Annotated in this window: 28 protein-coding genes; 13 read left to right on the top strand and 15 right to left on the bottom strand. The window is 63.2% G+C overall.

What is annotated here, in order from left to right; genetic code table 11:
- Nucleotides 1-8 precede the first annotated feature (8 nt).
- The 5 genes from iscA to uvrB all read right to left on the bottom strand — a co-directional run bounded on the left by iscA (nt 9) and on the right by uvrB (nt 4,992).
- Entirely contained in the window at nt 9-332 is a 324-nt protein-coding gene (gene iscA, locus MJ205_RS07210; RefSeq protein WP_021025848.1) for an iron-sulfur cluster assembly protein IscA, read from the bottom strand.
- A gap of 6 nt (nt 333-338) precedes the next feature.
- Nucleotides 339-737: a Fe-S cluster assembly scaffold IscU gene (gene iscU, locus MJ205_RS07205; RefSeq protein WP_021025849.1), complete on the bottom strand. Its 399-nt coding sequence runs from the start codon at nt 735-737 to the stop codon at nt 339-341.
- 36 nt (nt 738-773) lie between these two features.
- Complete coding sequence (locus MJ205_RS07200; protein ID WP_239811829.1) at nt 774-1,994, bottom strand: IscS subfamily cysteine desulfurase; 1,221 nt, start codon at nt 1,992-1,994, stop codon at nt 774-776.
- A 148-nt stretch (nt 1,995-2,142) separates the two neighbouring features.
- Complete coding sequence (gene iscR / locus MJ205_RS07195; RefSeq protein ID WP_021025851.1) at nt 2,143-2,679, bottom strand: Fe-S cluster assembly transcriptional regulator IscR; 537 nt, start codon at nt 2,677-2,679, stop codon at nt 2,143-2,145.
- 219 nt (nt 2,680-2,898) lie between these two features.
- Complete coding sequence (uvrB, locus tag MJ205_RS07190; protein ID WP_239811828.1) at nt 2,899-4,992, bottom strand: excinuclease ABC subunit UvrB; 2,094 nt, start codon at nt 4,990-4,992, stop codon at nt 2,899-2,901.
- Nucleotides 4,993-5,136: 144 nt separating this feature from the next.
- Here uvrB and MJ205_RS07185 point away from each other — a divergent pair, with 144 nt between their 5' ends.
- From MJ205_RS07185 to MJ205_RS07170, 4 genes are all read left to right on the top strand, one after another.
- The gene (locus MJ205_RS07185) at nt 5,137-6,336 is read left to right on the top strand and encodes an amino acid aminotransferase (RefSeq protein ID WP_239811827.1); all 1,200 of its coding nucleotides are present in this window, start codon (nt 5,137-5,139) and stop codon (nt 6,334-6,336) included.
- A gap of 245 nt (nt 6,337-6,581) precedes the next feature.
- Nucleotides 6,582-6,827: a GlsB/YeaQ/YmgE family stress response membrane protein gene (locus MJ205_RS07180; RefSeq protein ID WP_239811826.1), complete on the top strand. Its 246-nt coding sequence runs from the start codon at nt 6,582-6,584 to the stop codon at nt 6,825-6,827.
- Between the two features lie 81 nt (nt 6,828-6,908).
- On the top strand, nt 6,909-7,460 hold the full coding sequence (locus MJ205_RS07175; protein WP_239811825.1) for a hypothetical protein: 552 nt from the start codon (nt 6,909-6,911) through the stop codon (nt 7,458-7,460).
- A 117-nt stretch (nt 7,461-7,577) separates the two neighbouring features.
- Nucleotides 7,578-8,180, top strand: coding sequence for an isochorismatase family protein (locus MJ205_RS07170; RefSeq protein ID WP_239811824.1), 603 nt, complete (start codon nt 7,578-7,580; stop codon nt 8,178-8,180).
- Nucleotides 8,181-8,393: 213 nt separating this feature from the next.
- On the opposite strand, the gene MJ205_RS07165 is transcribed toward MJ205_RS07170, so the two are convergent.
- Entirely contained in the window at nt 8,394-9,032 is a 639-nt protein-coding gene (locus MJ205_RS07165; RefSeq protein ID WP_239811823.1) for a C40 family peptidase, read from the bottom strand.
- A 434-nt stretch (nt 9,033-9,466) separates the two neighbouring features.
- Between MJ205_RS07165 and MJ205_RS07160 the strand changes: the two genes are divergently transcribed.
- Genes MJ205_RS07160 through MJ205_RS07145 form a run of 4 tightly spaced genes read left to right on the top strand, consistent with a single transcriptional unit; the run spans nt 9,467 to nt 11,457 of the window.
- On the top strand, nt 9,467-9,859 hold the full coding sequence (locus MJ205_RS07160) for a GFA family protein (protein WP_239811822.1): 393 nt from the start codon (nt 9,467-9,469) through the stop codon (nt 9,857-9,859).
- Nucleotides 9,856-10,299 carry a hypothetical protein gene (locus MJ205_RS07155; RefSeq protein ID WP_239811821.1) on the top strand — a complete coding sequence of 148 codons (444 nt, stop codon included), beginning with the start codon at nt 9,856-9,858 and terminating at the stop codon, nt 10,297-10,299. Before MJ205_RS07160 ends, MJ205_RS07155 begins: the two co-directional genes overlap by 4 nt.
- Nucleotides 10,293-10,799, top strand: coding sequence for a DUF523 domain-containing protein (locus MJ205_RS07150; protein ID WP_239811820.1), 507 nt, complete (start codon nt 10,293-10,295; stop codon nt 10,797-10,799). The genes MJ205_RS07155 and MJ205_RS07150 overlap by 7 nt, the downstream gene beginning before the upstream one ends.
- Nucleotides 10,789-11,457: a DUF1294 domain-containing protein gene (locus MJ205_RS07145; protein ID WP_239811819.1), complete on the top strand. Its 669-nt coding sequence runs from the start codon at nt 10,789-10,791 to the stop codon at nt 11,455-11,457. Before MJ205_RS07150 ends, MJ205_RS07145 begins: the two co-directional genes overlap by 11 nt.
- 7 nt (nt 11,458-11,464) lie before the next feature.
- On the opposite strand, the gene mnmH is transcribed toward MJ205_RS07145, so the two are convergent.
- From mnmH to MJ205_RS07115, 6 genes are all read right to left on the bottom strand, one after another.
- On the bottom strand, nt 11,465-12,523 hold the full coding sequence (gene mnmH, locus MJ205_RS07140) for a tRNA 2-selenouridine(34) synthase MnmH (protein ID WP_239811818.1): 1,059 nt from the start codon (nt 12,521-12,523) through the stop codon (nt 11,465-11,467).
- Between the two features lie 183 nt (nt 12,524-12,706).
- Nucleotides 12,707-13,237: a GNAT family N-acetyltransferase gene (locus MJ205_RS07135; protein ID WP_239811817.1), complete on the bottom strand. Its 531-nt coding sequence runs from the start codon at nt 13,235-13,237 to the stop codon at nt 12,707-12,709.
- Nucleotides 13,230-13,844: a helix-turn-helix domain-containing protein gene (locus MJ205_RS07130; protein ID WP_239811816.1), complete on the bottom strand. Its 615-nt coding sequence runs from the start codon at nt 13,842-13,844 to the stop codon at nt 13,230-13,232. The genes MJ205_RS07135 and MJ205_RS07130 overlap by 8 nt, the downstream gene beginning before the upstream one ends.
- 193 nt (nt 13,845-14,037) lie before the next feature.
- Entirely contained in the window at nt 14,038-14,784 is a 747-nt protein-coding gene (locus MJ205_RS07125; RefSeq protein ID WP_256460968.1) for an aldolase, read from the bottom strand.
- A 162-nt stretch (nt 14,785-14,946) separates the two neighbouring features.
- Nucleotides 14,947-15,585 (bottom strand): 3-oxoacid CoA-transferase subunit B, encoded by a 639-nt coding sequence (locus tag MJ205_RS07120; protein WP_239811815.1) that lies wholly within the window; start codon nt 15,583-15,585, stop codon nt 14,947-14,949.
- A 10-nt stretch (nt 15,586-15,595) separates the two neighbouring features.
- Nucleotides 15,596-16,297 (bottom strand): CoA transferase subunit A, encoded by a 702-nt coding sequence (locus MJ205_RS07115; RefSeq protein WP_133855995.1) that lies wholly within the window; start codon nt 16,295-16,297, stop codon nt 15,596-15,598.
- 91 nt (nt 16,298-16,388) lie between these two features.
- Between MJ205_RS07115 and MJ205_RS07110 the strand changes: the two genes are divergently transcribed.
- The gene (locus MJ205_RS07110) at nt 16,389-16,979 is read left to right on the top strand and encodes a PAS and helix-turn-helix domain-containing protein (RefSeq protein WP_230776784.1); all 591 of its coding nucleotides are present in this window, start codon (nt 16,389-16,391) and stop codon (nt 16,977-16,979) included.
- 43 nt (nt 16,980-17,022) lie between these two features.
- On the opposite strand, the gene MJ205_RS07105 is transcribed toward MJ205_RS07110, so the two are convergent.
- Nucleotides 17,023-18,303, bottom strand: coding sequence for an NAD(P)/FAD-dependent oxidoreductase (locus MJ205_RS07105; protein WP_230776782.1), 1,281 nt, complete (start codon nt 18,301-18,303; stop codon nt 17,023-17,025).
- Between the two features lie 116 nt (nt 18,304-18,419).
- Between MJ205_RS07105 and MJ205_RS07100 the strand changes: the two genes are divergently transcribed.
- Nucleotides 18,420-19,109, top strand: a complete 690-nt coding sequence (locus tag MJ205_RS07100; RefSeq protein WP_239811814.1) for a DUF4336 domain-containing protein — start codon at nt 18,420-18,422, stop codon at nt 19,107-19,109.
- Between the two features lie 9 nt (nt 19,110-19,118).
- Here the strand turns inward: MJ205_RS07100 and MJ205_RS07095 are convergent, their stop codons facing one another.
- Nucleotides 19,119-19,544 carry an Lrp/AsnC family transcriptional regulator gene (locus MJ205_RS07095; RefSeq protein ID WP_239812681.1) on the bottom strand — a complete coding sequence of 142 codons (426 nt, stop codon included), beginning with the start codon at nt 19,542-19,544 and terminating at the stop codon, nt 19,119-19,121.
- Nucleotides 19,545-19,708: 164 nt separating this feature from the next.
- On the opposite strand from MJ205_RS07095, the gene MJ205_RS07090 reads away from it, so the two are divergent.
- The 3 genes from MJ205_RS07090 to katG all read left to right on the top strand — a co-directional run bounded on the left by MJ205_RS07090 (nt 19,709) and on the right by katG (nt 24,311).
- The gene (locus MJ205_RS07090; RefSeq protein ID WP_239811813.1) at nt 19,709-20,803 is read left to right on the top strand and encodes an ornithine cyclodeaminase; all 1,095 of its coding nucleotides are present in this window, start codon (nt 19,709-19,711) and stop codon (nt 20,801-20,803) included.
- Entirely contained in the window at nt 20,787-21,773 is a 987-nt protein-coding gene (rocF, locus tag MJ205_RS07085; RefSeq protein ID WP_239811812.1) for an arginase, read from the top strand. The genes MJ205_RS07090 and rocF overlap by 17 nt, the downstream gene beginning before the upstream one ends.
- 330 nt (nt 21,774-22,103) lie before the next feature.
- On the top strand, nt 22,104-24,311 hold the full coding sequence (katG, locus tag MJ205_RS07080) for a catalase/peroxidase HPI (RefSeq protein WP_239811811.1): 2,208 nt from the start codon (nt 22,104-22,106) through the stop codon (nt 24,309-24,311).
- Nucleotides 24,312-24,373: 62 nt separating this feature from the next.
- Here katG and MJ205_RS07075 read toward each other — a convergent pair whose 3' ends face one another.
- Nucleotides 24,374-24,553 (bottom strand): hypothetical protein, encoded by a 180-nt coding sequence (locus MJ205_RS07075; protein ID WP_239811810.1) that lies wholly within the window; start codon nt 24,551-24,553, stop codon nt 24,374-24,376.
- Nucleotides 24,554-24,558 lie beyond the last annotated feature (5 nt).

Here is a 24,558-nt window from a genome sequence, read left to right as displayed (position 1 = left end):
CTGAGGCCTCAGATTCTGAAGCTCTCGCCACAACCGCAGCGATCGCGCTCATTGGGATTGTGGAACTTGAAGCCCTCGTTGAGGCCCTCACGCACAAAGTCCAGCTCGGTGCCGTCGATATAGGCCATGCTCTTGGGATCGACCAGCACCTTGACGCCGTGGTCCTCGAACACCACATCTTCGGGCGCTGCCTCGTCCACATACTCGAGCTTGTAGGCCAGGCCCGAGCAGCCGGTGGTCTTCACGCCCAGACGCACACCCACGCCGTGGCCACGGCGTGACAGGTAGCGGTTGATATGGCGCGCAGCCGATTCAGAAAGCGTGACAGCCATGGCGCCTTAAGCCTCCGCCTTGGCGGTGTGCTTGGCCTTGTAGTCGTTGACTGCAGCCTTGATCGCGTCTTCCGCCAGGATCGAGCAGTGGATCTTCACCGGTGGCAGCGCCAGCTCTTCGGCGATCTGCGCGTTCTTGAGCGCAGCGGCTTCATCGAGCGTCTTGCCCTTGACCCATTCGGTCACCAGCGACGACGATGCAATCGCCGAGCCGCAACCGTAGGTTTTGAAGCGAGCATCCTCGATCACGCCGGTGTCGGCATTGACCTTGATCTGCAGCTTCATCACGTCGCCGCAGGCCGGAGCGCCGACCATGCCGGTGCCCACGGATTCATCACCCTTGTCAAAAGAGCCCACGTTACGGGGGTTCTCGTAATGATCAATCACTTTGTCGGAATATGCCATCTTGGTACCTCTTAACAGTTATCGGCTGCGCCGGCTTTAGTGGGCAGCCCACTGGATGGTGCTCAGATCAACACCGTCTTTGTACATTTCCCACAGGGGGCTCAACTCGCGCAGCTTGGTCACGTTCTCACGGATCGATGCCACGGCGTAGTCGATGTCTTCATTCGTCGTGAAGCGGCCAAACGTCATGCGCAGGCTGCTGTGCGCCAGCTCATCGCTGCGGCCCAGCGCGCGCAGCACGTAGCTGGGCTCCAGGCTGGCGGAGGTGCAAGCAGAACCCGAGGACACGGCCAGGCCCTTGATACCCATGATCAGCGATTCGCCTTCGACGAAGTTGAAGCTGATGTTCAAGTTGTGGGGCACGCGGTGGGTCAGGTCGCCGTTGACGAACACCTGCTCGATGTCCAGCAGGCCGTCGAGCATGCGCTGCTGCAGCGCCTTGGCATGGGCGTAGTCCTTGGCCATGTCTTCCTTGGCGATGCGGAAAGCCTCGCCCATGCCGACGATCTGGTGCGTAGCCAGCGTGCCCGAACGCATGCCGCGCTCATGGCCACCGCCGTGCATCTGCGCTTCAATGCGCACGCGTGGCTTGCGGCGCACGTACAGCGCACCAATGCCCTTAGGACCATAGGTCTTGTGCGAGGCCAGACTCATCAGGTCCACCTTCAGCGCGGTAACATCGATCTCGACCTTGCCGGTGGCTTGCGCCGCATCCACGTGGAAAATGATGCCCTTTTCGCGGCAGATGTTCCCGATGGTGTCGATGTCCTGGATCACGCCGGTTTCGTTGTTCACGAACATGACGCTGACCAGAACCGTGTCGGGGCGGATCGCCGCCTTGAACACGTCCAGGTCCAGCAGACCATCTTCCTTGACGTCCAGATAAGTGACCTCAAAGCCTTCGCGCTCCAGTGCACGCATCGTATCGAGCACCGCCTTGTGCTCGGTCTTGACGGTGATCAGGTGCTTGCCCTTGCCCTTGTAGAACTGGGCAGCGCCTTTGAGCGCCAGATTGTCCGACTCGGTGGCACCGCTGGTCCAGACGATCTCGCGCGGATCGGCGTTGATCAGTGCGGCGACTTGCGCGCGGGCCTTCTCAACCGCCTCTTCCGCCGTCCAGCCCCAGGCATGGCTGCGCGATGCAGGGTTGCCGTAGTTCTCGGACAACCAGGGAATCATCGCTTCAACCACGCGTGGGTCCACCGGCGTGGTGGCACCGTAATCAAGGTAAATAGGGAAATGTGGGGTCGTGTCCATATCTGGCTCTACTGGCGCGTGCTGGTGGCACCCGCAAAAACTCAAAACGCAATCATCGAATGACTTGCACACCCTCTGGAAGGCGCAACAAGACCTCCCGGCACCGTGAAAGGCACCGGGGATGCGGCGACCAGCGCCGCATCAAGAATCAGGATTTGGCAAACACATTGCCCAGCGCAAACACCGAGTTCGGTGCCGTCACGCGAATGGGCTTGACCACCGGCGTGGTCGAGATGGCGCGGCGCACGATCGGCTTGTCTTCGATCTGGATGCCCTTGGCCAACTGGTCGTCCACCAGCTTTTGCAAGGTGACGGAATCCAGAAATTCAACCATGCGCTGGTTCAGCGATGCCCACAGCTCGTGCGTCATGCAACGGCCGGCCTCACCCATACAGTTTTCCTTGCCGCCACACTGCGTGGCGTCAATAGGTTCATCTACCGACACAATGATGTCGGCAACTGTGATCTCGGCGGCCTTGCGAGCCAGGGTGTAGCCGCCACCGGGGCCACGGGTGGATTCCACCAGTTCATGGCGGCGCAGCTTGCCAAACAGCTGCTCCAGATACGACAGCGAGATCTGCTGACGCTGGCTGATGGCAGCCAAAGTTACCGGGCCATTGTTCTGGCGCAAAGCCAGATCAATCATTGCAGTGACTGCAAATCGGCCTTTGGTAGTGAGACGCATAATCGTTCCTTAGAGGTCAGGCTTGATAACCATAGACGCCCAATGCAAGCAAGCCACCCGCAATGACATCGTCGTAGCCTGTCGCTCCACCCTGCGTGCAGGGTAGGTCCCATTCATCGATAGGCTTTTTTCTTGTTGTTGAGTAATTTGTGTCAGTATAGCACAATGCCCCCTGAATTCGCTCGGGTAAGCAAAGATTACTTACAGAAACTGACAACGCTAGAGGCTGCGGGTATTCCCTGCCCCTGGAGAAGCGCCACCAAAAGCCCTTTGTTTCAAAATGGTTAATTGGTCGCGGGCCTGGGCCGCCGCCTCGAACTCGAGATTGCGCGCCGCCTCCAGCATCTGTTTTTCCAGGCGCTTGATTTCCTTGGCAATCTCCTTTTCGGACATGTCCTCGACCTGGGCGCGGCTGATCGCCACCTGCTGGGCACGGTCCATGTCATCGCTGGCCTTGGTGCTGTAGACGCCATCGATCAAATCACGCACTTGCTTGACGATGCTGCGCGGCACGATGCCATGCTCCGCATTGAAGGCCATCTGCTTTTCCCGGCGGCGGCTGGTTTCGTCCATAGCCTTGCGCATCGAGTCCGTGATGCGGTCCGCATAGAGGATCGCCTTGCCGTTCATGTTCCGCGCGGCACGGCCAATGGTCTGGATCAGGCTGCGCTCCGCACGCAGAAAACCTTCCTTGTCCGCATCCAGAATCGCCACCAGCGATACCTCGGGAATGTCCAGGCCCTCGCGCAGCAAATTGATGCCGACCAGCACATCGAACGTGCCCAGACGCAGATCGCGAATGATCTCGACCCGCTCGACGGTGTCGACATCGGAGTGCAGGTAGCGCACTTTCACGCCGTTGTCGGTCAGGTACTCGGTCAGCTGCTCGGCCATGCGCTTGGTCAAGGTGGTGATCAGCACCCGCTCCTGCACCTTGACCCGCGCGTGGATCTCCTGCAGCACGTCGTCCACCTGGTGGGTGGCGGGGCGCACCTCTACTTCGGGATCGACCAGGCCGGTGGGACGCACCACCTGCTCGACGATCTTGCCGGCATGGGTCTTCTCGTAGTCGGCTGGCGTGGCCGAGACAAATACCACCTGGCGCATGCGCTGCTCGAATTCGCCAAATTTCAGCGGCCGGTTGTCCAGCGCGCTGGGCAGGCGAAAGCCATACTCCACCAACGTGGTCTTGCGCGCCTTGTCGCCGTTGTACATGGCATTGAGCTGGCCAATCATCTGGTGGCTCTCATCGAGAAACATCAGCGCATCCTTGGGCATGTAGTCCGTCATCGTCGGCGGCGGGTCGCCGGGCGCCGCGCCCGAGAGGTGGCGGCTGTAGTTCTCAATGCCCTTGCAGTGCCCCACTTCGGTCAGCATCTCCAGATCGAACCGGGTGCGCTGCTCCAGGCGCTGCGCCTCCACCAGCTTGCCCTCCCCGACCAATTGCTTGAGGCGCTGGGCCAGCTCTTCCTTGATGGTTTCTACCGCAACCAGCACCTGGTCGCGTGGCGTCACATAGTGGCTGCTCGGGTAGATGGTGAAACGCGGCACCTTCTGGCGCACGCGCCCGGTCAACGGATCGAACAGCTGCAGACTCTCGACCTCGTCATCAAACAGCTCGATGCGCACTGCCATTTCACTGTGCTCGGACGGAAACACATCGATGGTGTCGCCCCGCACGCGGAAGGTGCCGCGCGAGAAATCTGCATCGTTGCGCTTGTACTGCATGCGCACCAGCTGCGCGATCGCATCGCGCTGGCTCAACTCATCGCCCACCCGCAAGATGAAGCGCATCTTGGTATAGGACTCGGGCGAGCCGATACCGTAGATCGCCGATACGGTCGCCACGACGATGGTGTCGCGGCGCTCAAGCACACTCTTGGTGGCCGACAGGCGCATCTGCTCGATGTGCTCGTTGATGGCACTGTCCTTTTCGATGAACAGGTCGCGCTGGGGCACATAGGCCTCGGGCTGGTAGTAGTCGTAGTAGCTGACGAAGTACTCCACCGCGTTCTTCGGAAAGAACTCGCGGAACTCGCTGTACAGCTGTGCGGCCAGCGTTTTGTTGGGCGCAAACACGATGGCCGGGCGCCCGGTGCGCGCAATCACATTGGCCATCGTGAAGGTCTTGCCCGAGCCGGTGACGCCCAGCAAGGTCTGAAAGGCCTCACCGTCATCAATGCCTTCCACAAGCCCGTCGATGGCCGCCGGCTGGTCACCAGCGGGCGGATATGGCTGGAACAGCGTGAATGGAGAGCCGGGATATTGGATGAATTCCCCCTCGCGGGGTGCCTCTGGAGTGACTTCGTGCATAGGTCGGGTATGCCACGCGCGAGCGGGCGTCGCTAGAATACGGGGTTAACCCCAAAGCGTACTGCAAAATTGCGGTAGAGGCGATGGCCTCTTGTTTGGCATTTGGGGGTGCAAAGCCAGATTTCTACCTACCAAGGACTACACATGTCTCTTTTCTCTTCCGTCGAAATGGCCCCACGCGACCCGATCCTGGGTCTCAACGAGCAGTACACCGCCGATACCAACCCCAACAAGGTGAACCTGGGCGTGGGTGTGTATTTCGACGACAACGGCAAGCTGCCGCTGCTGCAATGCGTGCAGGCCGCAGAGAAAGCCATGATGGACAAGCCCACCCCCCGTGGCTACCTGCCTATCGACGGTATCGCTGCCTACGACAACGCGGTCAAGGCGCTGGTGTTCGGCGCTGACTCGCAAGTCGTGACCTCCGGCCGCGTGGCGACCGTGCAAGCCGTCGGCGGCACCGGCGGCCTGAAGATCGGTGCGGACTTTCTCAAGCGCCTCAACCCCCAGGCGAAGGTGCTGATCTCCGACCCGAGCTGGGAGAACCACCGTGCGATCTTCCAGAACGCCGGTTTTGAAGTTGCCAGCTACCGCTATTACGACGCGGCCAACCGCGCCATCGATTTCGACGGCATGATCGCCGACCTGAACGCCGCCGCCGCCGGCACCGTGGTGGTGCTGCACGCATGCTGCCACAACCCGACCGGCTATGACATCACCGCTGCCCAGTGGGACAAGGTCATCGAGGTGGTCAAGGCCAAGAACCTCGTCGCCTTCCTGGACATGGCCTACCAGGGCTTTGGCCACGGCATTGCCGAAGACGGCGCCGTGATCGGCAAGTTCATCGCTGCCGGCCTGAACATTTTCGTGTCGACCTCGTTCTCCAAGAGCTTCTCGCTGTACGGCGAGCGCGTGGGCGCACTGTCCGTGGCTGCCACCGACAAGGAAGAAGCCAGCCGCGTGCTGAGCCAGCTCAAGGTCGTCATCCGCACCAACTACTCCAACCCGCCCACCCACGGCGGTGCCGTCGTTGCTGCAGTGCTGAACAACCCCGAGCTGCGCGCACTGTGGGAAAAGGAACTGGGTGAGATGCGCGTGCGCATCAAGGAAATGCGCCAGAAGCTGGTCGACGGCCTCAAAGCCGCCGGTGTGAAGCAGGACATGAGCTTCATCACCACGCAGATCGGCATGTTCTCGTACTCCGGCCTGAGCAAGGACCAGATGGTGCGTCTGCGCTCCGAGTTTGGTGTGTACGGTACGGACACCGGCCGCATGTGCGTGGCTGCGCTGAACAGCAAGAACATCGAGCACGTCTGCGCATCGATTGCCAAGGTCGTCGCCTGATCCCCTGCCCCCGGTCTGCGGCTGCCAAGGCCCAGACCTGCGAAAGCAGCCCGCGCCTCAGCAGCGCCGGCTGCTTTTTTCATGCGCGTGACAGTGCCAGTTCACCGTTGTTTATCACGTAAAGCCGCTGGATTCAGACCCTTCTCCTACAAACAGCCTTACAGTGCCTTGGTACGCTTCAGGGCGTATTGGCCAGGCCCACCTTGCGCAGGCGCTGGCGTTCACAGCTCAACGGAGAACTACGCATGTCCATCATTGGAACCATTTTCATCGGCCTGATCGTGGGCCTCATTGCACGCGCCATCAAGCCCGGAGACGACAAGATGGGCTGGATCATGACCATCCTGCTGGGCATTGCCGGCTCGCTGCTGGCGACCTACGCGGGTGTCGCCATGGGGTGGTACCAGGAAGGCCAGGCCGCCGGCTGGATCGCCTCGGTGGTCGGCGCCATCATCTTGCTGGTACTCTACGGCCTGATCCGCAAGCGCTAAGCGCAAAAGCAGCCTGCGCCAGGCGGGAGGGCCCGCGGACGCAGGCATTTTTTTTCAGCTGTTTACTTCACCCCGACACCAATGAAACTTGGACGCAAGCCCCGCCCCCTGTCCGCACTGCAACTGGCCGCACAAACGGGCAAACCTGCGCTGCTGGAGGCGGTTGAGCAGTCCCAAAAGCTGCTGCACCGCAAAGCCCTGATGGCCGCGCTGGCCAGCGCGACGCCGGTGCCCGGGCTCGATATGGCCGTGGACGCCGCGTTGTTGTCGCGCCTGATCCCGCAAATCAGCAACTACTTTGGCTTGAGTGATGAGCAAATTGCGCGCCTGACCCCCGCCAAGCGCGCGAAAGTACAGAACACCGTCAATATGCTGGGCGGTGTGCTGGTGGGCAAGCTGATCACCAAGGATGTGATCATGCGCGGCGCCAAGGCGCTGGGCATGCGCCTGACCGTACAGCAGGCCAGCAAATATGTGCCGATCGCCGGCCAGGCCGTGTCGGCCGCCCTGGGGTACGCCACCTTGCGCTACCTGGGCGAGCAGCATTTACGCGACTGCGTGCGGGTAGCACACGAAGCGGGCATTGTGCTGCCGGTCGTCTATGCGCCTGCTCTGGACCAGGACCAGCACTGAATCCCGCCCGGCGGTGCGGCTGCCAGGCCTGCCGCTGTTGGATGGCTTTTGCACCCTTCGTCAGTCCCTGCGCGATGCCGCTGCAGCGGCCGGGCGCCGTCACAGGTAAAATGCCGCATGCTTTTAGATTTTGAAGAATCCCAGCTGGTGCTGGTCGACTACCAGGAAAAACTGATGCCCGCCATTTTTGATGGCGCGCAGGTGCTGAAAAATGCCACCCTGCTGGCAAAGGTAGCCCAACAACTGCAGGTACCCGTGTTCGGTACCGAGCAAAACCCCAGCAAGCTCGGCCCCAATGCCGCAGAGCTGCGCGGGCTGTGCAACAAGACCTTGGCCAAGATGTTCTTCAGTGCTGTGCCAGAGGGCCTGAACGAATGGTTGCGCCCTCCGGCCAAGCCCCAGGGCGGCAATGCCCGCAGCCTCCCCAAGCACCTGCAAAAGCCGCAACAAGCCGCACCTGAACGCAACAGCATCATCATTGCCGGTTGCGAAGCCCATGTCTGCCTGCTGCAGACCGCGCTGGAGCTGCTCGAAGACGAGTTCGATGTCTGCGTGGTCACCGATGCCTGCAGCAGCCGCACCGAGCGCAACCGCGATGCCGCCTTCGACCGCCTGGCCGGTGCCGGCGCCGAGCTGGTCACCACCGAGATGGTCATCTTCGAATGGCTGCGCAGCTGCGAGCACGAAGACTTCCGCGATATCCTGCAGATGATCAAGTAAGACCTGGCTGGAGCCTCTCCAGCATGTCACCCGCCCAGGCTGCTCCACAGGCAGCCTTTTTTACGCGTCTGCTTCTGGCGCGCCGAGCTACTGATATGAAGGGGTGCCCCCTCTCCTTACCGTTGAGCCCAGCAAACCAACGCCGCGCAGACAACAAAAAAGCTTCCCGAAGGAAGCTTGGTTCGCTTTCGCACGCTGCAGAGCGCAAGGCGCTCAGTTCACACGCATATTGGCTTTGGACATCACCCGGCCAATCAGATCCTGCGCCTCCGCACCATCGAGGTTGACCTGCTGCATCAGCTTGGTGCGCGCCTCTTCACTCAACTCCACGCGGCGCGCGCCATCGAAGCGCTTTTCCCAGTAGGCGATATCCATGCTCTCGACCCGAACGGTCTTGCCGGTGCGGGGAGAATGGATGAACTTGCCGTCCCCCATGTAGATCCCCACATGGCTGAAAGCCCGGCGCATGGTGTTGAAGAACACCAGATCCCCGGGCTTGAGTTCGGCTTTTTCAATCTTGTCGGTCGCGGCGGCCTGCTCCTCTGCGCGGCGCGGCAAAATCTTGCCCCAGCTCTCGGCATAGACAGCACGAACAAGGCCACTGCAATCAAACCCCGTCTCAGCGCTGTTACCACCACGGCGGTAAGGCACGCCGATAAGCCCGAGGGCATTGCTGATCAGCACATTGGCCTGGTCCTTGACCTGGTGATGCACCGAATCGAGCTTGGAAAGACTGCTTTGGCCAATGCCCAGCAGCAGATCCAAATCGGATGGCTTGTGTTCGCTCTCGGGGGCGGCATGTGCGCTGACAGACGCGGCGACGATGAGGGTGCAAATCCATTTCGGTGACATAGCGGGCGACTTTAGCACGGTTTATTTTGAAGACAATTCATAAATATGTAACAAAACCCAAACCCCTCATGTCACAAAATCCCGGGGTTTACCCTTTGAATTTTGCCCCATTAGCTATCCAATCAACTGCATCTATTCCTCAACTTGTTGTTTTTATTGAACTCCCTCCAGGCTTCGCACTTTCACACCCAACTCTTGGTTGTTTCTATATGCAACCATAGTTACTGCAACCAAGACTGTAAAGATATTCCTACGGGGGTGTCAGACCAGGACGAACATAGGTTGTTGACAGTCAAGCAAGGGTCATGCCATTACCCGCCGTGTTCCATCCGTATTCCTCCTCGCCGCGGTCCTTGGCAGCGCCTGCTCAATACGATAAAAAGGCAGACCGTATTGCTTCTCCCGCGAACAACAACCACCTGGAGGCCCCTGCCATGCTCATCCACGGCGCATGCCACTGCGAAGCGGTTAGCTTTACCGCGCTGATCGATCCAGCGCAGGTCAGCGTATGCCATTGCAGCGACTGCCAGGTGCTGTCGGGCGCGCCGATGCGGGCCATTGTCAAAGCCGCGATCGCCGACTTCTCGCTGCAGGGCACCGTGCAGACCTATACCAAGACCGCGCAAAGCGGCCAGCGCCGCGACCAGGTCTTCTGTCCCGTCTGCGGAACGCCGCTGTACGGCTGCGCCGCACTGAACCCGGAGTTTGTCGTGATCCGCCTGGGCTGCGTGGAAGAACGCGCGCAGCTGCCGCCACATCGGCAGATCTGGACCGCATCAGCGATGCCCTGGCTCGGTGACTGCGTGGCGCCATCCGGGGCCGCATGACCAGCGCAGATGTGGTGCAGGCCCTCACCTCGGTCTGCGACAATCACGGGATGGCTCGCCAGTTTGAATTTGCTGACTCCGAAATCAGCCGCATCCACCGCACCGCAGAAGGCTGCAGCATCGAGTTTTCAGCCGCACTGGTCACTGAGCGCCAGGGAAGCGACACCCAGCAAGGCTACAGCAATGGCCTGCGCCTGCTGCTCAACCCCTGCCCGCCCGCAATCGCTGACCAGGCGCAAGCCTTTGGCTTGCTGACCAGCGGATGGCTGCAACGGGGCCTGCAAAGGCTCAGCGTGCTGCCAGTGCCCAGCGATTACCAGGCTGAGGCGCTCAGCCTGCATCTGCAATTTGCCAACGGGCTGCAAATGCAACTGAGCGGCAGCAGCCTGCGCTGCGAGGCCAGCGAACAGGCCCGGCAGGTGGAGGTGCTGGCATGCTGAAGTCTGCGCCTCCCAAGGTCCTGGTCAGCGGCTGCCTGCTTGGCCAGCCCGTGCGCTATGACGGCAGCCACAAAGGGGCCCAGCACGCGGTGCTTGACCGCTGGCTGGCACGGCAGCAGGTGGTGAGCCTCTGCCCCGAGACGGCCTCTGGCCTGCCCACTCCCCGGCTGCCTGCTGAAATCGTCGGCGGCACCAGCATGGCGGTGCTGCGCCAAGCCGCCCAGGTACGCGACAGCGCTGGCAACGACGTGACTGCCGCCTTTGTGCTGGGCGCCCAGCTGGCACTGCAGCTGGTGCAGCGCCATGGCATCCGGGTGGCGGTGCTCAAGGAGTTCAGCCCGACCTGCGGATCCAGCCAGGTCTATGACGGGCAGTTTGCCGGCCACACCGTGCCGGGCGAAGGCCTGGCCTGCAGCCTGCTGCGCCAGGCCGGGGTAGCGGTATTCAGCGAGACCCAATGGGAAGCCGCCGCGGCGCAGCTGGAGGCCTATGCTGCTTGAAGGCACCCTGCAATCCTGGAACGATGAGCGCGGCTTTGGCTTCATCGCCCCCGATGGCGGCGGCCCGCCCGTTTTTGTGCACATCTCCGCCTTCCAGAACACCGCCGCCCGGCCCCAAGCCGGCCAGCGCCTGAGCTATGTGCTGGACAAGCCCGCAGGCGACAGACCCCGGGCCAGCCGCGCCCGCGTGCTGGGCGCAGCGGTACCGCCATCAACGCATCCTGCACGCCCACGGGCTGCAACCACGCGCGCCCGGCGCCAGGCCACCCGTGCTGCCCGATCGGGCGCATCCGGTGGCGCAGCCCTGTTGTTCATCCCCGCGCTGGCGGCGTTGCTGCTGGTACTGGGCCTGAGCTTTGGCCCCACCTGGCGGGCTGCAGGCTGGTATCTGCTGGCCTCGCTCGTTACCTTTGCCTGGTATGCCTGGGACAAGGCTGCCGCGCAGCAAGGGCATTGGCGCACCCCCGAGAAGCACTTGTGGCTGCTGGGCTTGCTCGGCGGCTGGCCGGGCGCCTTGCTCGCCCAGCGCTGGCTGCGCCACAAATCCAGCAAGCAGGAATTTCTGCAGGTGTTCTGGCTGACCGTGGTGCTCAACCTGGTGGGCCTGTGCCTGCTGTTCTCTCCACTGGGGCAGCGGCTGGGGCTGCCTGTCTTCTAACGGCCCTTCAGGAGCGCCCCGCCTGCTGCATCACCTGCGCCGCCAGCGCAGCGATGCACGCGTCCGACAGGTCATCGGCCTCCAGGGTCCGGCGCTCGGCCCAGTGGGCAAAATTGCGCGCCTGGCTGCGCTCGTAGTGCGGGTCGTAGTGCAAGGCCATCAGTTCAGCAAACAGTGGCGCGAGCTCGCCCTGCGCTGCCCAACCCTGCCAGCGGCCGACGACCTCCTTGCCTTGCAGTTCCTTCAGGTAGCCCAGTTTGGTGGCCAGCAGACCCGCGTCGGCGCCCAGGTAGGCGTAGTCACGCAGCAAATAGGCCAGGCGCGCCTGCGCCGAGGCCTTGACCTCGATGACCGGTGCCTGCCGCATATGCTCGACCAGCGCCATCGGCACCGAGATGCGCCCGATCTTGGCGCTTTCACCTTCGATGAACACCGGGCGCTCCAGATCGAACTGGCCGATCTGCGTCGCGAGCAAGGTCTCGAAGTGCTTCTGGCTGGGCTGCTCCACACCAGGCAGGTGGCCCAGCAGCGAGCCTTTGTGGCTGGCGTAGCCCTCCAGGTCAATCACCTGCGCGCCCTGCGCTGCCAGCGCATGCAGCACCCGGGTTTTGGCACTGCCGGTGGCACCGCACAGCACCTGCAAGCGCAAGCGCGGCACCAGCGACTCCAGCCGCTCGATCACATGGCCGCGAAAACCCTTGTAGCCGCCTGCCAGCTGCTGTGCATCCCAGCCGACCAGGCGCAGCCAGGTCACCATCGAGCCGCTGCGCAGACCGCCGCGCCAGCAGTAGACCAGCGGCTTCCAGTGGGCGGGCCGGTCATGGAAGGTGTCGTGCAGATGGCGCGCCAGGTTGGCGCTCACATAGGCAGCGCCCAGGCGCTTGGCCTCGAAGGGGCTGACCTGCTTGTAGATGGTGCCGATCTGGGCCCGTTCCTCGTTGCTGAGCACCGGGCAGTTGATGGCCCCGGGAATGTGGTCCAGCGCGAACTCGGCGGGTGAGCGGGCGTCGATGATGGTGTCGAATTTGTCGATATCGCTGATGCGAACAGGCTGTCGATGGGACATAAGGCACAAGCTGGCTACACAGGCCAGTCTCAAGATCAGGGGCAAGCGCCGGCGCCAGCGATGAACGCCGGCACAGCAACTGCGCAGAGTGATCGAGCCTCGATACAGCCATCGCAGGCCACCTGGGCCCGCGCTGCGCGAAAAAACGGATTATCCCATGCGTGCACTGCAGGGCAGCCGGACTCAACCGTCCACCGGGTGGGCCGGGGTGTGCAACAGCAATTGGTAAAAGGCCAGGTCCAGCCAGCGGCCAAACTTGAAACCCACCTGCGGCAGCAGCCCCACCGATTGGAAACCCAGCCGCTGATGCAAGGCGATCGAGCCGGCATTGGCGGCGTCAATGGCGCCGACCAGCGCATGCACATCGTTCAAACGCGCCTCCTCGATGATGGCCTCCATCAGCTGCAGGCCCAGTCCCTGGCCGCGCTGGTCAGCACGCACATAGACCGAGTGCTCCACCGTGTACTTGTAGGCGGGGTAGGCGCGAAAGGCCCCATAGCTGGCAAAGCCCAGCAACTCGCCTGCCGCATCCTCAATCCCGATCACCGGGTAGCCGCCCTGGCGCTTGGCATCGAACCAGCTGCGCATATTGTCGGCATTGCGGGGCTGGTAGTCATACAGCGCCGTGCTGTTGACGATGGCGTCGTTCAGAATCGCCAAAATGGCCGGCGCATGCCGGTCGTGGGTGCAGCGCACCGCATGTCTTTCAGTCATCCATCTCTCCAGGAAAAACCACAGGCAACGGCGGCAGGCTGCTGCCTGGCGCGGCCAGCACCAGCAGATAGCGGGCGGGCTCGCGGCCGGGATTGCTAAATACCAGGGTTTGGTCGAGCACCATCGCCAGGCAGTCGCCCGCCCGCAAGTGCCAGCTCAAGGTGCCCAGCGTCAGCTGCAACTCGCCTTGCAGCAGCCACAGTTGTTGGTGCAAGGCCTGGCTGCGCAGGCCGTTGTCAAACGCCACACGCTGACCGGGCGGAAACACCACCTCCAGCAGCTCGAATGGCGCGGGAAAGCCCACCGGGCTCAGTTGCCGGCGCTCATAGCCGGTCGCAGGGTCGCGCCAGCACGGCTGGGCGCCGGCACGGGCCAACGGCTGCGGAGCGCGGGTCTGGCGCTCATCGGCAAACAGCGCTGCCAGCGGCACCTGCAAGGCCTGCGCCAGCTTGCCCAGTACGGCCGCGGTGGCGCTGGTCTGTCCACGCTCGATCAGCGAAATCATCGACCGGCTGACACCGCTGCGCTGCGCCATTACCTCCAACGTGTAGCCACGCTGCTTGCGCAGTGCGCGCACGCGGGTGGAGAGCAACTCATCAATGGTCATTTCTCCAATTTAACAGAATTTATTCCTGCATATTGGAATTGTGATGTTGGCGCCTGCAGCTGCGGTCACAGTGGCGCTGGCAGCCACGGCGAAGAACAAGCTTGCGAAACGCCTGCCAAGCATCGCCCCAGAGGCGACGCGGCTCCGCCCGAGTCGCGCTCCGGCCCGTGCGGTTAAGTGCTGCAGAGGGTGCTTAGCGCAATTGGCGGCGCAGCGCCTCGAAGAACAGCGTCGATTGCAGCCGCTCGCCATTGGCCTGCTCCGCCACGGTGGCCGCCAAGGCTGGCTCGCAAGGCGCCAGCGGCACACCGGTGGACTGCGCCAGCACCTGGGCCTGGCAGGCGCGCTCCAGGTAATACAGGTCGTCAAACGCATAGTCCATGCGTTCTCCGCACACGATGATGCCGTGGTTGCCTAAAAAACTGATGTCCGCGCCCTGCATCGCGTGGGCGATACGCTCGCCCTCGCGGTCATCGAGCGCAAAGCCGTTGTACTGCGCATCAATGGCCAGCCGGCCATGAAAACGCATCGCGTTCTGGCTCAACGTGGTGTCCAGTGCGCGCTGCGTCGTCAAGGTCAACGCGGTGGCATACGGCATATGGGTGTGCAGCACGCAGGTTTTGCGGGCAATGCGGTGCACGGCCGCATGGATGAACATCGCCGTGGGCTCGACGACATGGCCGCCCGCCACCACGGCACCCTGTGCGTCCACCATCACCACATCGTCCGCCTGGATCTCGCCCCACATCAGGCCGCGCGGGTTCAGCAAGAAATGCTGGCCATCGGGCAGCGCCATGCTGAAATGGTTGCACACGCCCTCCCCCAGACCAAAGTGCGCCGCCGCACGCAGCGCCAGCGCCATGTCCTCGCGCATGCGCAGTACATCGGGCCGGGTAAACAGCGGATGGGAAAGGTCGGCAGGGGCAAACGGAGCGTTCATAGTGGGTGGGTCGATAAAGATATTCACTGAGTATGTCCTCTGCTCCCCTCCCCGGCAATGGGGAAAGCGACAGCTGCCACCCCGCCATGCAAAAAGCCCGCCATCGATCGATGCGCGGGCTCATGGCTACAGCGCCAACCGGTAGCGGCTGGGCAGCGGTGCTTACTGAATCAGGCTGACGCCGGTCTTGGACTGCACGTCGTCAAAGCTCACCTCGGGGGCCAGCTCCACCACCTTCAGGCCTTTGGGCACCACATCGAACACACCCAGGTCGGTGATGATGCGGTCCACCACGCCCACACCCGTCAGCGGCAAGGTGCAGTCCTTGAGGATCTTCAGGTCGGTCGTGCCGTCCTTCTTCCTGGCCACATGCTCCATCAGCACGATCACGCGCTTGACACCAGCCACCAGATCCATCGCGCCGCCCATGCCCTTGACCATCTTGCCCGGAATCATCCAGTTGGCCAGGTCACCCTTTTCGGACACCTGCATCGCGCCCAGGATGGACAGGTTGATCTTGCCGCCACGGATCATCGCAAAGGACTGGTCCGAGCTGAAGATGGACGAGCCGGCAATCGTGGTCACCGTTTGCTTGCCCGCATTGATCAGGTCGGCGTCAATGGCATCCTCGGTCGGGAACGGGCCGATGCCCAGCATGCCGTTTTCCGATTGCAGCCACACTTCCTTGTCACCGGTGTGGTTGGCCACCAAGGTAGGAATGCCGATACCGAGGTTCACATAGAAGCCGTCTTCCAGCTCTTGCGCCGCACGTGCGGCCATTTGGTCTTGGGTCCAAGGCATGACAGGCTCCTTACTGTTTCTCGGTGATGGTGCGCTTTTCGATGCGCTTCTCAGGGGTGGCATTGAGCACCAGGCGGTGCACATAGATGCCGGGCAGATGGATCTCATCGGGCTTGAGCGCGCCGACTTCGACAATCTCCTCCACCTCCACAATGCAGACCTTGCCGCAGGTGGCCGCTGCCGGGTTGAAGTTGCGCGCCGTCAGGCGGAACTGCAGGTTGCCACTCTTGTCGGCGCGCCAGGCCTTGACCAGCGACACATCTGCCACGATGGAGCGCTCCATCACATAGGTTTCGCCGTCAAACTCGCGCAGCTCCTTGCCTTCGGCCACTTGCGTGCCCACACCGGTCTTCGTGAAGAAGGCGGGGATGCCGGCGCCGCCAGCGCGCATCTTCTCGGCCAGGGTGCCCTGGGGGGTGAACTCCAGCTCCAGCTCGCCGGCCAGGTACTGGCGCTCGAACTCCTTGTTCTCGCCCACATAGGACGCAATCATCTTCTTGATCTGGCGCGTCTCCAGCAGCTTGCCCAGGCCAAAACCGTCGACACCGGCATTGTTCGATGCCACCGTCAGATCCTTGACGCCGCTGTCGCGCAGCGCTTCGATCAAGGCCTCGGGAATCCCGCAAAGGCCAAAGCCGCCCACGGCCATTAACTGCTTGTCTGCCACCACGCCTTTGAGCGCGTCCGCAGCACTGGGGTAGATCTTATTCACACTTGTCTCCTGATAAGAAGGGCTTGTTTCGCCAATCAAGCATACTACGTATTAGGATACGTAGTATTTCGTAAAGGGGACAATTTTTGCCATGGCAGTGACACCACTCGACTACCGACAAGCCTTCGAAATGGCGCCTGTGGGCCTGGTGGTGTCCCACCGGCGGGTCATGATCGACTGCAACGAGCAGGTCTGCGACATGTTCCGCACCTCGCGCGAGCTGATGATGGGCCAGTCCTTCCAGATCCTCTACCCCAGTGCCGACGAGTTCGAGCGCCTGGGCCGCCGCATCGCCCCGATCATGGGCGCGCAGGGCCTGTATTCGGACAACCGCATCATGAAGCGCGCCAATGGCGAGATGTTCTGGTGCCATGTGATGGGCCGCGCGTTCAACCGCGACGACCCGCATGAAGGCGGTGTCTGGAGCTTTGAGGACCTGAGCGCGCTGCGCCCGGTGCGCGCCGAGCTCACCGCCCGCGAGCGCGAGGTCGCTGCCCATCTGCTCGAAGGCATGACCAGCAAGGAGATTGGCCGGGGCCTGGGCATCAGCCACCGCACGGTCGAGATCTACCGCACCCGGCTGATGCGCAAATACGGCGCCGACTCCTCTGCAGAGCTGGTGCAAAAGCTGCTGGCCGGCGGCAGCTCGCTCGATATCGTCCTCGGGCCGGACGACATCTGAACCCAGGGCTTGACGCTGCCTGGGCCTGCCAGGCAGTGTCGCGTCAGTGCAGCTTCATCCGGCCCGACACGCGTTGCTGCAGCAAACGGGCCAGTGCCAGCACCGCTGTCTTGCCGGTGCCCAGAATGGCACGGTGGTGCATCAGGTGCAGGGACATATACATCCACTTGGCGATGAGGCCCTGCACAAAGAAGTTCTTGCCCGACAGACCGCCCATCAGATTGCCCACGCCCTTGTTGTCACCCAGCGAGACCAGCGAGCCAAAGTCCTGGTAGACAAACACCTCGTTGAACGAGCGCTCCTTGAGCGCGGCAAACAGCAGCTTGCACAAATAGCTGCCCTGCTGGTGCGCAGCCTGCGCGCGCGCGGGTACCGTCTTGCCTTCGGTCCAGGTGGCGGCGGCGCAATCGCCCATTGCATAGATGCGGCTGGCACTGGTGCGCAGGTGGTCGTCCACGACAAATTGGTTGATGCGGTTGACCTCCAGCCCCAGACGGGCATTGCTGTCCGCTGCCTTGATGCCGGCGGCCCAGACGATCAGATCGGCCGGCACCTCGCCATTGGAGGTGATCACCTGGCCCTGCGCCAGCGACTGCACACGTGTACCGGTCATCACCCGCACGCCCTTGCGCTCCAGTGCGACGCGGGCCTGCTCCGAGATGCGCGGCGGCAGCCCACCCAGAATGCGCTCACCGCCTTCGATCAGGCTGATATCGAGCCGGAAGCGCTGGCTGTCCGACAGGCTCTCCAGCAGCATCTGGTGCGCCTCGATCAGCTCGGCCGACAGCTCCACGCCGGTGGCTCCGGCACCGACGATGGCGACCGCCAGCGAACGCGGCTCGGCATACGACGCATGGGCACAGGCACCGAGCCAGTCGGCGTGAAAGCGCTGCGCATCGCGCACGCTCTCCAGCAGATAGGCATGCTCGATCCCCGGGGTGCCAAAGGAATTGGAGCCGCTGCCCATCGCCAGCACCAGGTGCTGGTAGCTGATGACACGCTCGGGCACCACCTGCTTGCCGGCATCGTTGATCACCGGCGCCAGCACAATGCTCTGCTTGGCGGCATCCAGACCCATGCATTCGCCCATCGCAAAACTGAAATGGTTGCGGCGCGCCAGCACGGTGTAAGACAGGCCCTCCTGGTGCGCATCCAGCGTGCCGGCCGCTACTTCGTGCAAGGTCGGCTTCCAGATGTGGAAGGGCATCTTGTCCACCAGCAATACCCGCTCGCGCCCTTCGCGCGCGCCCAGTTTGCGCCCCAGTTGTGCGGCCAGTTCCAGTCCACCTGCACCGCCGCCCACAATCACCACGTCATAGTGCATGTACGATTCCTCAAAAGATGGCTGCCATTGTTGACCATTGCCAGCTTTTCTGCACCTGCGCGCCTGGATTCACAATGAAAATCCAAGGCATTCCCTCCATTGCAACCAGGCCAACCATGCTCGACCCTATCGCCAACGACCTCTGGAGCGCCACCCAACAGATCAGCGTGCACGGCCTGCCGGTGCGCACTCGCATGACGGTCGTGCGCCTGGCGGGCGGCGCGCTGTGGCTGCACTCGCCCATCGCACCAGCAGCTGCGTTACTTGCGGCGCTGGATACGCTGGGCAATGTGCGCTGGATCGTCGCGCCCAACCGCATGCACCATCTGTTTGCCGGTGCATGGCAGGCGCATTACCCGCAGGCAGCACTGTGGGGCGCGCCAGGGCTGGGCGCCAAGCGCCCTGACCTGCCCCATTTGCACAGCCTGGACCAGGCACTGCCTGCGGCCTGGCAACCCAGCCTGCAGATGCAGCCGTTTGCAGGTTTGCCGATACTGAATGAATGCGTCTGGCTGCACCAGCCCAGCGCCAGCCTGATCGTGACCGATGTACTGCAGTACTACCCGCAGGATTTGTCGCTGTCGGCACGGCTGTTCAACAGCCTCAACGGCACGCGCAGCCGCCTGGCGATGCCGCGCGCGCTGCGCTTTGCGATCCGGGACCGGGCCGCTGCGAGCGCGGCCGCCGCCCGCATCTGTGCCTGGCCGGTGCAGCGCCTGGTGCTGGCCCATGATGCGCTCATCACCGAGCAGGCCCCCCAGCAGCTGCAGCAGGCGCTGGCGTTTTTGCTGGATAGCAAGGCCTGAACGTGCCGCTCAGGACACCCGAAAACTCTCCAAATGGATGCTGGTCTCGCTGTTGCTGATGCCCTTGATCAGCCGAATGCGCTCCAGCACCTGGGACAGCGCCTCCAGGCTGGCCACCTGCAGCTCGGCCAGCAGATCCCAGCGGCCATTGGTGCTGTGCAGCGCCGCCACGCCCGGCTCCCCGAGCAGCGACGCCATCACGCGCCGCGTGTCATTGCCGGTGATCTCGATGCTCATCCAGGCGCGCAGCACGTCAGGCTGCACATCGGGGCGCAGGCGCACGCTGTAACCCACGATCAGGCCCTCGCGCTCCAGGCGCTCCATGCGGTTGGTGACAGTGCCGCGCGACACGCCCAGCCTGCCCGCCAACGTGGCCACGCTCTCGCGCGCATTCTGGCGCAACAGGCTGATCAAGGCTTGGTCAATATTATCGATATGCACAATGCAGCCTGACTAATTGCTCTGAATACTGTCATTTTCTACCATTTTTTGCACTTTGCTTTATGGTGGTTTGGCGAGACACTGGTTGCAGCCGCTGCGGCAGCGCCTCTTTGGCCTGCGCAGCGGGCAGCCATAACGAAAAACCAGGAGCCATCGCCATGACATACCACCCAGGCCAAGTCGACTTTCTCAGCACCGATGCCGCCGCCACGCTGGTGCAGCGTGTGGGCCTGACCGAGCTGCTGCGCGGCTTGGTCAGCGCATTGGAACAGGACTTTTCCCGCTGGCAGGACTTTGACAAGACCGCGCGCCTGGCCCAGCACACCCCCGACGGCGTGATGGAGCTGATGCCGGTGGCCGATGCCAGCCATTTCGCGTTCAAGTACGTCAACGGCCATCCCAAGAATCCCCAACTGGGCATTCCGTCGATCATGGCCTTCGGTGCACTGATGCGGGCCGACACCGGCGCGCCCATCCTGCTGAGCGAGCTCACCTTGACGACCGCGCTGCGCACCGCCGCCACCTCGGTGATGGCGGCCAAGCTGCTCGCCCGGCGCAGCAGCCGCACCATGGCGCTGATTGGCAACGGCTCGCAAAGCGAATTCCAGGCGCTGGCCTTTGTCGGCCTGCTGGGCATCCAGTGTCTGCGCTTGTTTGATATCGACCCCGCCGCCACCGACAAGCTCATCCACAACCTGCACACCCAGATGCCCGGCCTGCAGATACAGCGCTGCCGCAGCGCCGCCGAAGCCGTGCAAGGCGCCGACATCGTCACCACGGTCACGGCGGACAAGACCAATGCCACCATCCTGCGCCGCGACATGGTCGCGCCCGGCATGCACCTGAATGCGGTGGGCGGCGACTGCCCAGGCAAGACCGAGCTCGATGCCGAGATCCTGCCGGATGCCAGGGTATTCGTTGAATTTGCGCCCCAAAGCCGCATCGAGGGCGAGATCCAGCACATGCCTGAGGACTTTGCCGTGACCGAACTGTGGCGGGTATTGCGCGGCGAGCAGGCAGGCCGCCAGCGAGATGACGAGATCACGGTGTTCGACTCCGTCGGCTTTGCGCTGGAGGACTACACCGCCTTGCGCTACATGCATGCGCTGGCCCGGCAGCACCAGCTGTTGCAGCCGCTGGCCCTGCTGCCACAATTGAGCAATCCCAAAAACCTGTTCGAGCTGCTGTTGCCGCCCGCAATCCACGACGAACCAGCTCCCGCCGAAGCCGACCGCCATGCCATTCCAGCCTGACCTGACCTCCGCCCCCGTGCACGCGCCCACCACGCCCATCAGCCTGATAGGCGTACCGACTGATATCGGTGCCGGGCGCCTGGGCGCCGCGATGGGGCCGGATGCCTTGCGCGTCGCCCAACTGGGGCCGGCGCTCAGCGAGCTGGGTTGCGACGTGCACGACCTGGGCAACCTGGCCGGGCCCGCCAACCAGCGCAAGCCGCGTGACCCCGCGCATGGCGATCTGCGCAACTTTGGCGAGGCCGTTGTCTGGAACCAGGCGGTGCATGACGCTGTGCACGGGCAGTTGGCCGCAGGCCGCATGCCGTTGATGCTGGGGGGAGACCACAGCCTGGCCGTCGGCTCCATCAGCGCCGTGGCGCGCCATTGCCGCGACACCGGCAAGCGCCTCTATGTGCTTTGGCTCGATGCGCATGCCGACTTCAACACGCCCGACACCTCCCCATCGGGCAATGTCCATGGCATTCCGGTGGCCTGCCTCTCGGGTCTGGGCCCGCGCGAGCTCACGCACCTGGCCGGCTTTGCGCCCGCACTGGGGCCGCAGTCGCTGTGCCAGATCGGTTTGCGCAGTGTCGATGCGCAGGAAAAGCACCTGATCAAGACCCACAACATCGATGTGTTCGACATGCGTGCCATTGACGAGCTGGGCATGCGCGAAACCATGCTGCGCGCGCTGGCGCCATTGGCCGGCTGCGACCCGAGCCAGACCCATCTGCACCTGAGCTTTGATGTGGATTTTCTCGACCCCGAGATTGCGCCGGGCACGGGCACCACAGTGCGGGGCGGCCCCAACTACCGTGAAGCGCAGCTGTGCATGGAGATGATTGCCGATACCGGCCTGCTCGGTTCGGTGGACATCGTCGAGCTCAACCCTGCGCTCGACCTGCGCAACCAGACCGCCGAGTTGGTGGTGGATCTGGTGCAAAGCCTGTTTGGCAAGAGCACGCTCGTCAAGGACCTGCGCCGCTGACCGATGCCTGGGTCGTTGCGCCCCTGCACGCTGCCCTCCCCAACGCCACGCTTGTAGTCATTGTCTGACAGCACCGGTTTGCCAACCGGTGCTGTAATGGCGCGTGCCTGTCTTCGCCATGGCTCTTTTTCAACCACGGTTTGGCGGATCTAGGGCTGTCTAAGGTATTTATTAATCATCGTGTTGCGGATATTCAATCGGCAAACGCGGCTGGGGACAGGCACTGGCATTCATAATCAAAAAACATGGAAAACGCCTCTGCCATCGGCGTTTTCTTATCACTATGCCGCCAGCTGTCTGGCGTCCTGTCAGCTTGAACCGGAGAACCCCATGACCACAGAAGCCAAATGCCCCTTTCACGCCGCAGCTGCACGCAACAGCGAAACGGCTGCCCAAGGCAACGGAACGACCAGCCAGAGCTGGTGGCCCAACCAGCTGCGCGTGGACCTGCTCAGCCAGCACCACCCGGCCAACAACCCGCTGGGCGCAGACTTCAACTACGCCGACGAATTCAAGAAGCTCGATTACGAAGCCGTCAAGCGCGACCTGCGCGCGCTGATGACCGACTCGCAGGACTGGTGGCCGGCAGACTTTGGCCACTACGGCCCGCAGTTCATCCGCATGGCCTGGCATGCCGCAGGCACCTACCGCGTGCAGGATGGCCGTGGCGGCGCAGGCCGCGCGCAGCAGCGCTTTGCACCCCTCAACAGCTGGCCGGACAACGTCAATATCGACAAGTCGCGCCGCCTGCTCTGGCCCATCAAGCAAAAGTATGGCAACCAACTGTCCTGGGGCGATCTGATGATCCTCTGCGGCAACGTCGCGCTGGAAACCATGGGCTTTCGCACCTTTGGCTTTGCCGGTGGCCGGGTCGATACCTGGATGCCCGACCAGGATGTGTACTGGGGGGCAGAGAAGGAATGGCTGGCCACCAGCGACAAGGCCAACAGCCGCTACAGCGGCGACCGCGACCTGGAAAACCCGCTGGCCGCCGTGCAGATGGGCCTGATCTATGTGAACCCCGAGGGCCCGGACGGCAATGGCGACCCGATCTCGGCGGCGCGCGACATCCGTGAAACCTTTGCCCGCATGGCGATGGACGACGAAGAGACCGTGGCCCTGATCGCCGGTGGCCACACCTTTGGCAAGACCCATGGCGCCGGCGCAGCCAGCCATGTGGGTGCCGAGCCCGAGGCCGATGGCATCGAAGCCCAGGGCCTGGGCTGGACCAGCAGTTTTGGCTCCGGCTCCGGGCGCGATGCGATCACCTCCGGCCTGGAAGTGACCTGGACCCAGACCCCCGCGCAGTGGAGCAATTTCTTCTTCGAGAACCTGTTCAAGTACGAATGGGTGCAGGAAAAAAGCCCCGCAGGTGCGATCCAGTGGGTGGCCAAGGATGCGCCCGATGTCATCCCCGATGCGCATGGCGGCCCCAACAAGAAGCCCACCATGCTGACCACCGACCTGTCGCTGCGCCAGGACCCGGCCTACGAAAAGATCTCGCGCCGCTTTCTGGAAAATCCGCAGGCCTTTGCCGAAGCCTTTGCCCGCGCCTGGTTCAAGCTGACCCACCGCGACATGGGCCCGCGCAGCCGCTACCTGGGCCCGGAAGTGCCCAAGGAAGAGCTGGTCTGGCAAGACCCCATCCCCGCTGTGACGCACCCACTGGTCGATGCCGATGATGTGGCCAGCCTCAAGGCGCAGGTGCTGGCATCGGGCCTGACGGTACAGGAGCTGGTGGGCACGGCCTGGGCTTCGGCCTCGACCTACCGGGGTTCCGATATGCGCGGCGGCGCCAACGGTGCCCGCATCCGCCTGGCCCCGCAAAAGGACTGGGACGTGAACCAGCCCGCGCAACTGGCCAAGGTGCTGGGCGTGCTCGAAGGCATCCAGCGCGCGTTCAACAAGGCGGCTGACGGCGACAAGCGTATCTCGCTGGCCGACCTGATCGTGCTGGCGGGCAATGCCGGTGTCGAGAAGGCCGCCACCGATGCAGGCGTCCCCACCACCGTGCCCTTCCACCCAGGCCGCAGCGATGCCACGGCCGAGCAGACCGATGCCGCATCCTTCCAGTACCTGGAGCCCAAGGCCGACGGTTTCCGCAACCACCTGCAAGGCCGCTTTGCGGCGCCCGCCGAGGCCCTGCTGATCGACAAGGCCCAGCTGCTGACGTTGACCGCGCCCGAGCTGACCGTGCTGGTCGGTGGGCTGCGTGCCATCAACATCAACACTGCGGGCAACCAGCAGGGTGTGCTGACAGCCGCGCCCGGCAAGCTGAGCAATGACTTCTTCGTCAACCTGCTGGACATGGGCACGCAATGGAAGGCGCAGGAAGACGGCAGCTTTGTTGGCCTGGACCGCAAGAGCGGTGCCCAGCGCTGGACGGCCAGCCGCGTCGACCTGGTGTTTGGCTCCAACGCCATCCTGCGCGCCGTCGCCGAGGTCTATGCCCAGGCCGGTGCCAAGGAAAAAATGGTCAAGGACTTTGTCGCTGCCTGGACCAAGGTGATGAAACTGGACCGCTTTGACTTGAAGTAAGCCCCTTCTCCATCCCACCAAGCTGCCCGTCCGTCCCTGCTCCAGGGGCAGGCGGGCATTTTTTACATCTGCGTGCCACTGGCCGATGCCGCAGCCAGCCATTGGCCGCTGGGCCAGCCGCCCGATGCCACGGCCGCCTCCAGAATCTGGCGCAGCACCGCCACGGTGGCACGCACCGGCTGGGTCAGGCTGCGGTTGGCGGCATAGCCCAGCGCCGGCAGCCAGATCGCTCGCCCCGGCAATCGGG

The organism is Comamonas sp. B21-038, assembly GCF_022387135.1.
GTDB classification, from domain to species: Bacteria; Pseudomonadota; Gammaproteobacteria; order Burkholderiales; family Burkholderiaceae_C; genus Comamonas; species Comamonas sediminis.
Note: the sequence above shows the minus strand (reverse complement) of the source record. Positions and strands in the feature narration are given on the sequence as shown.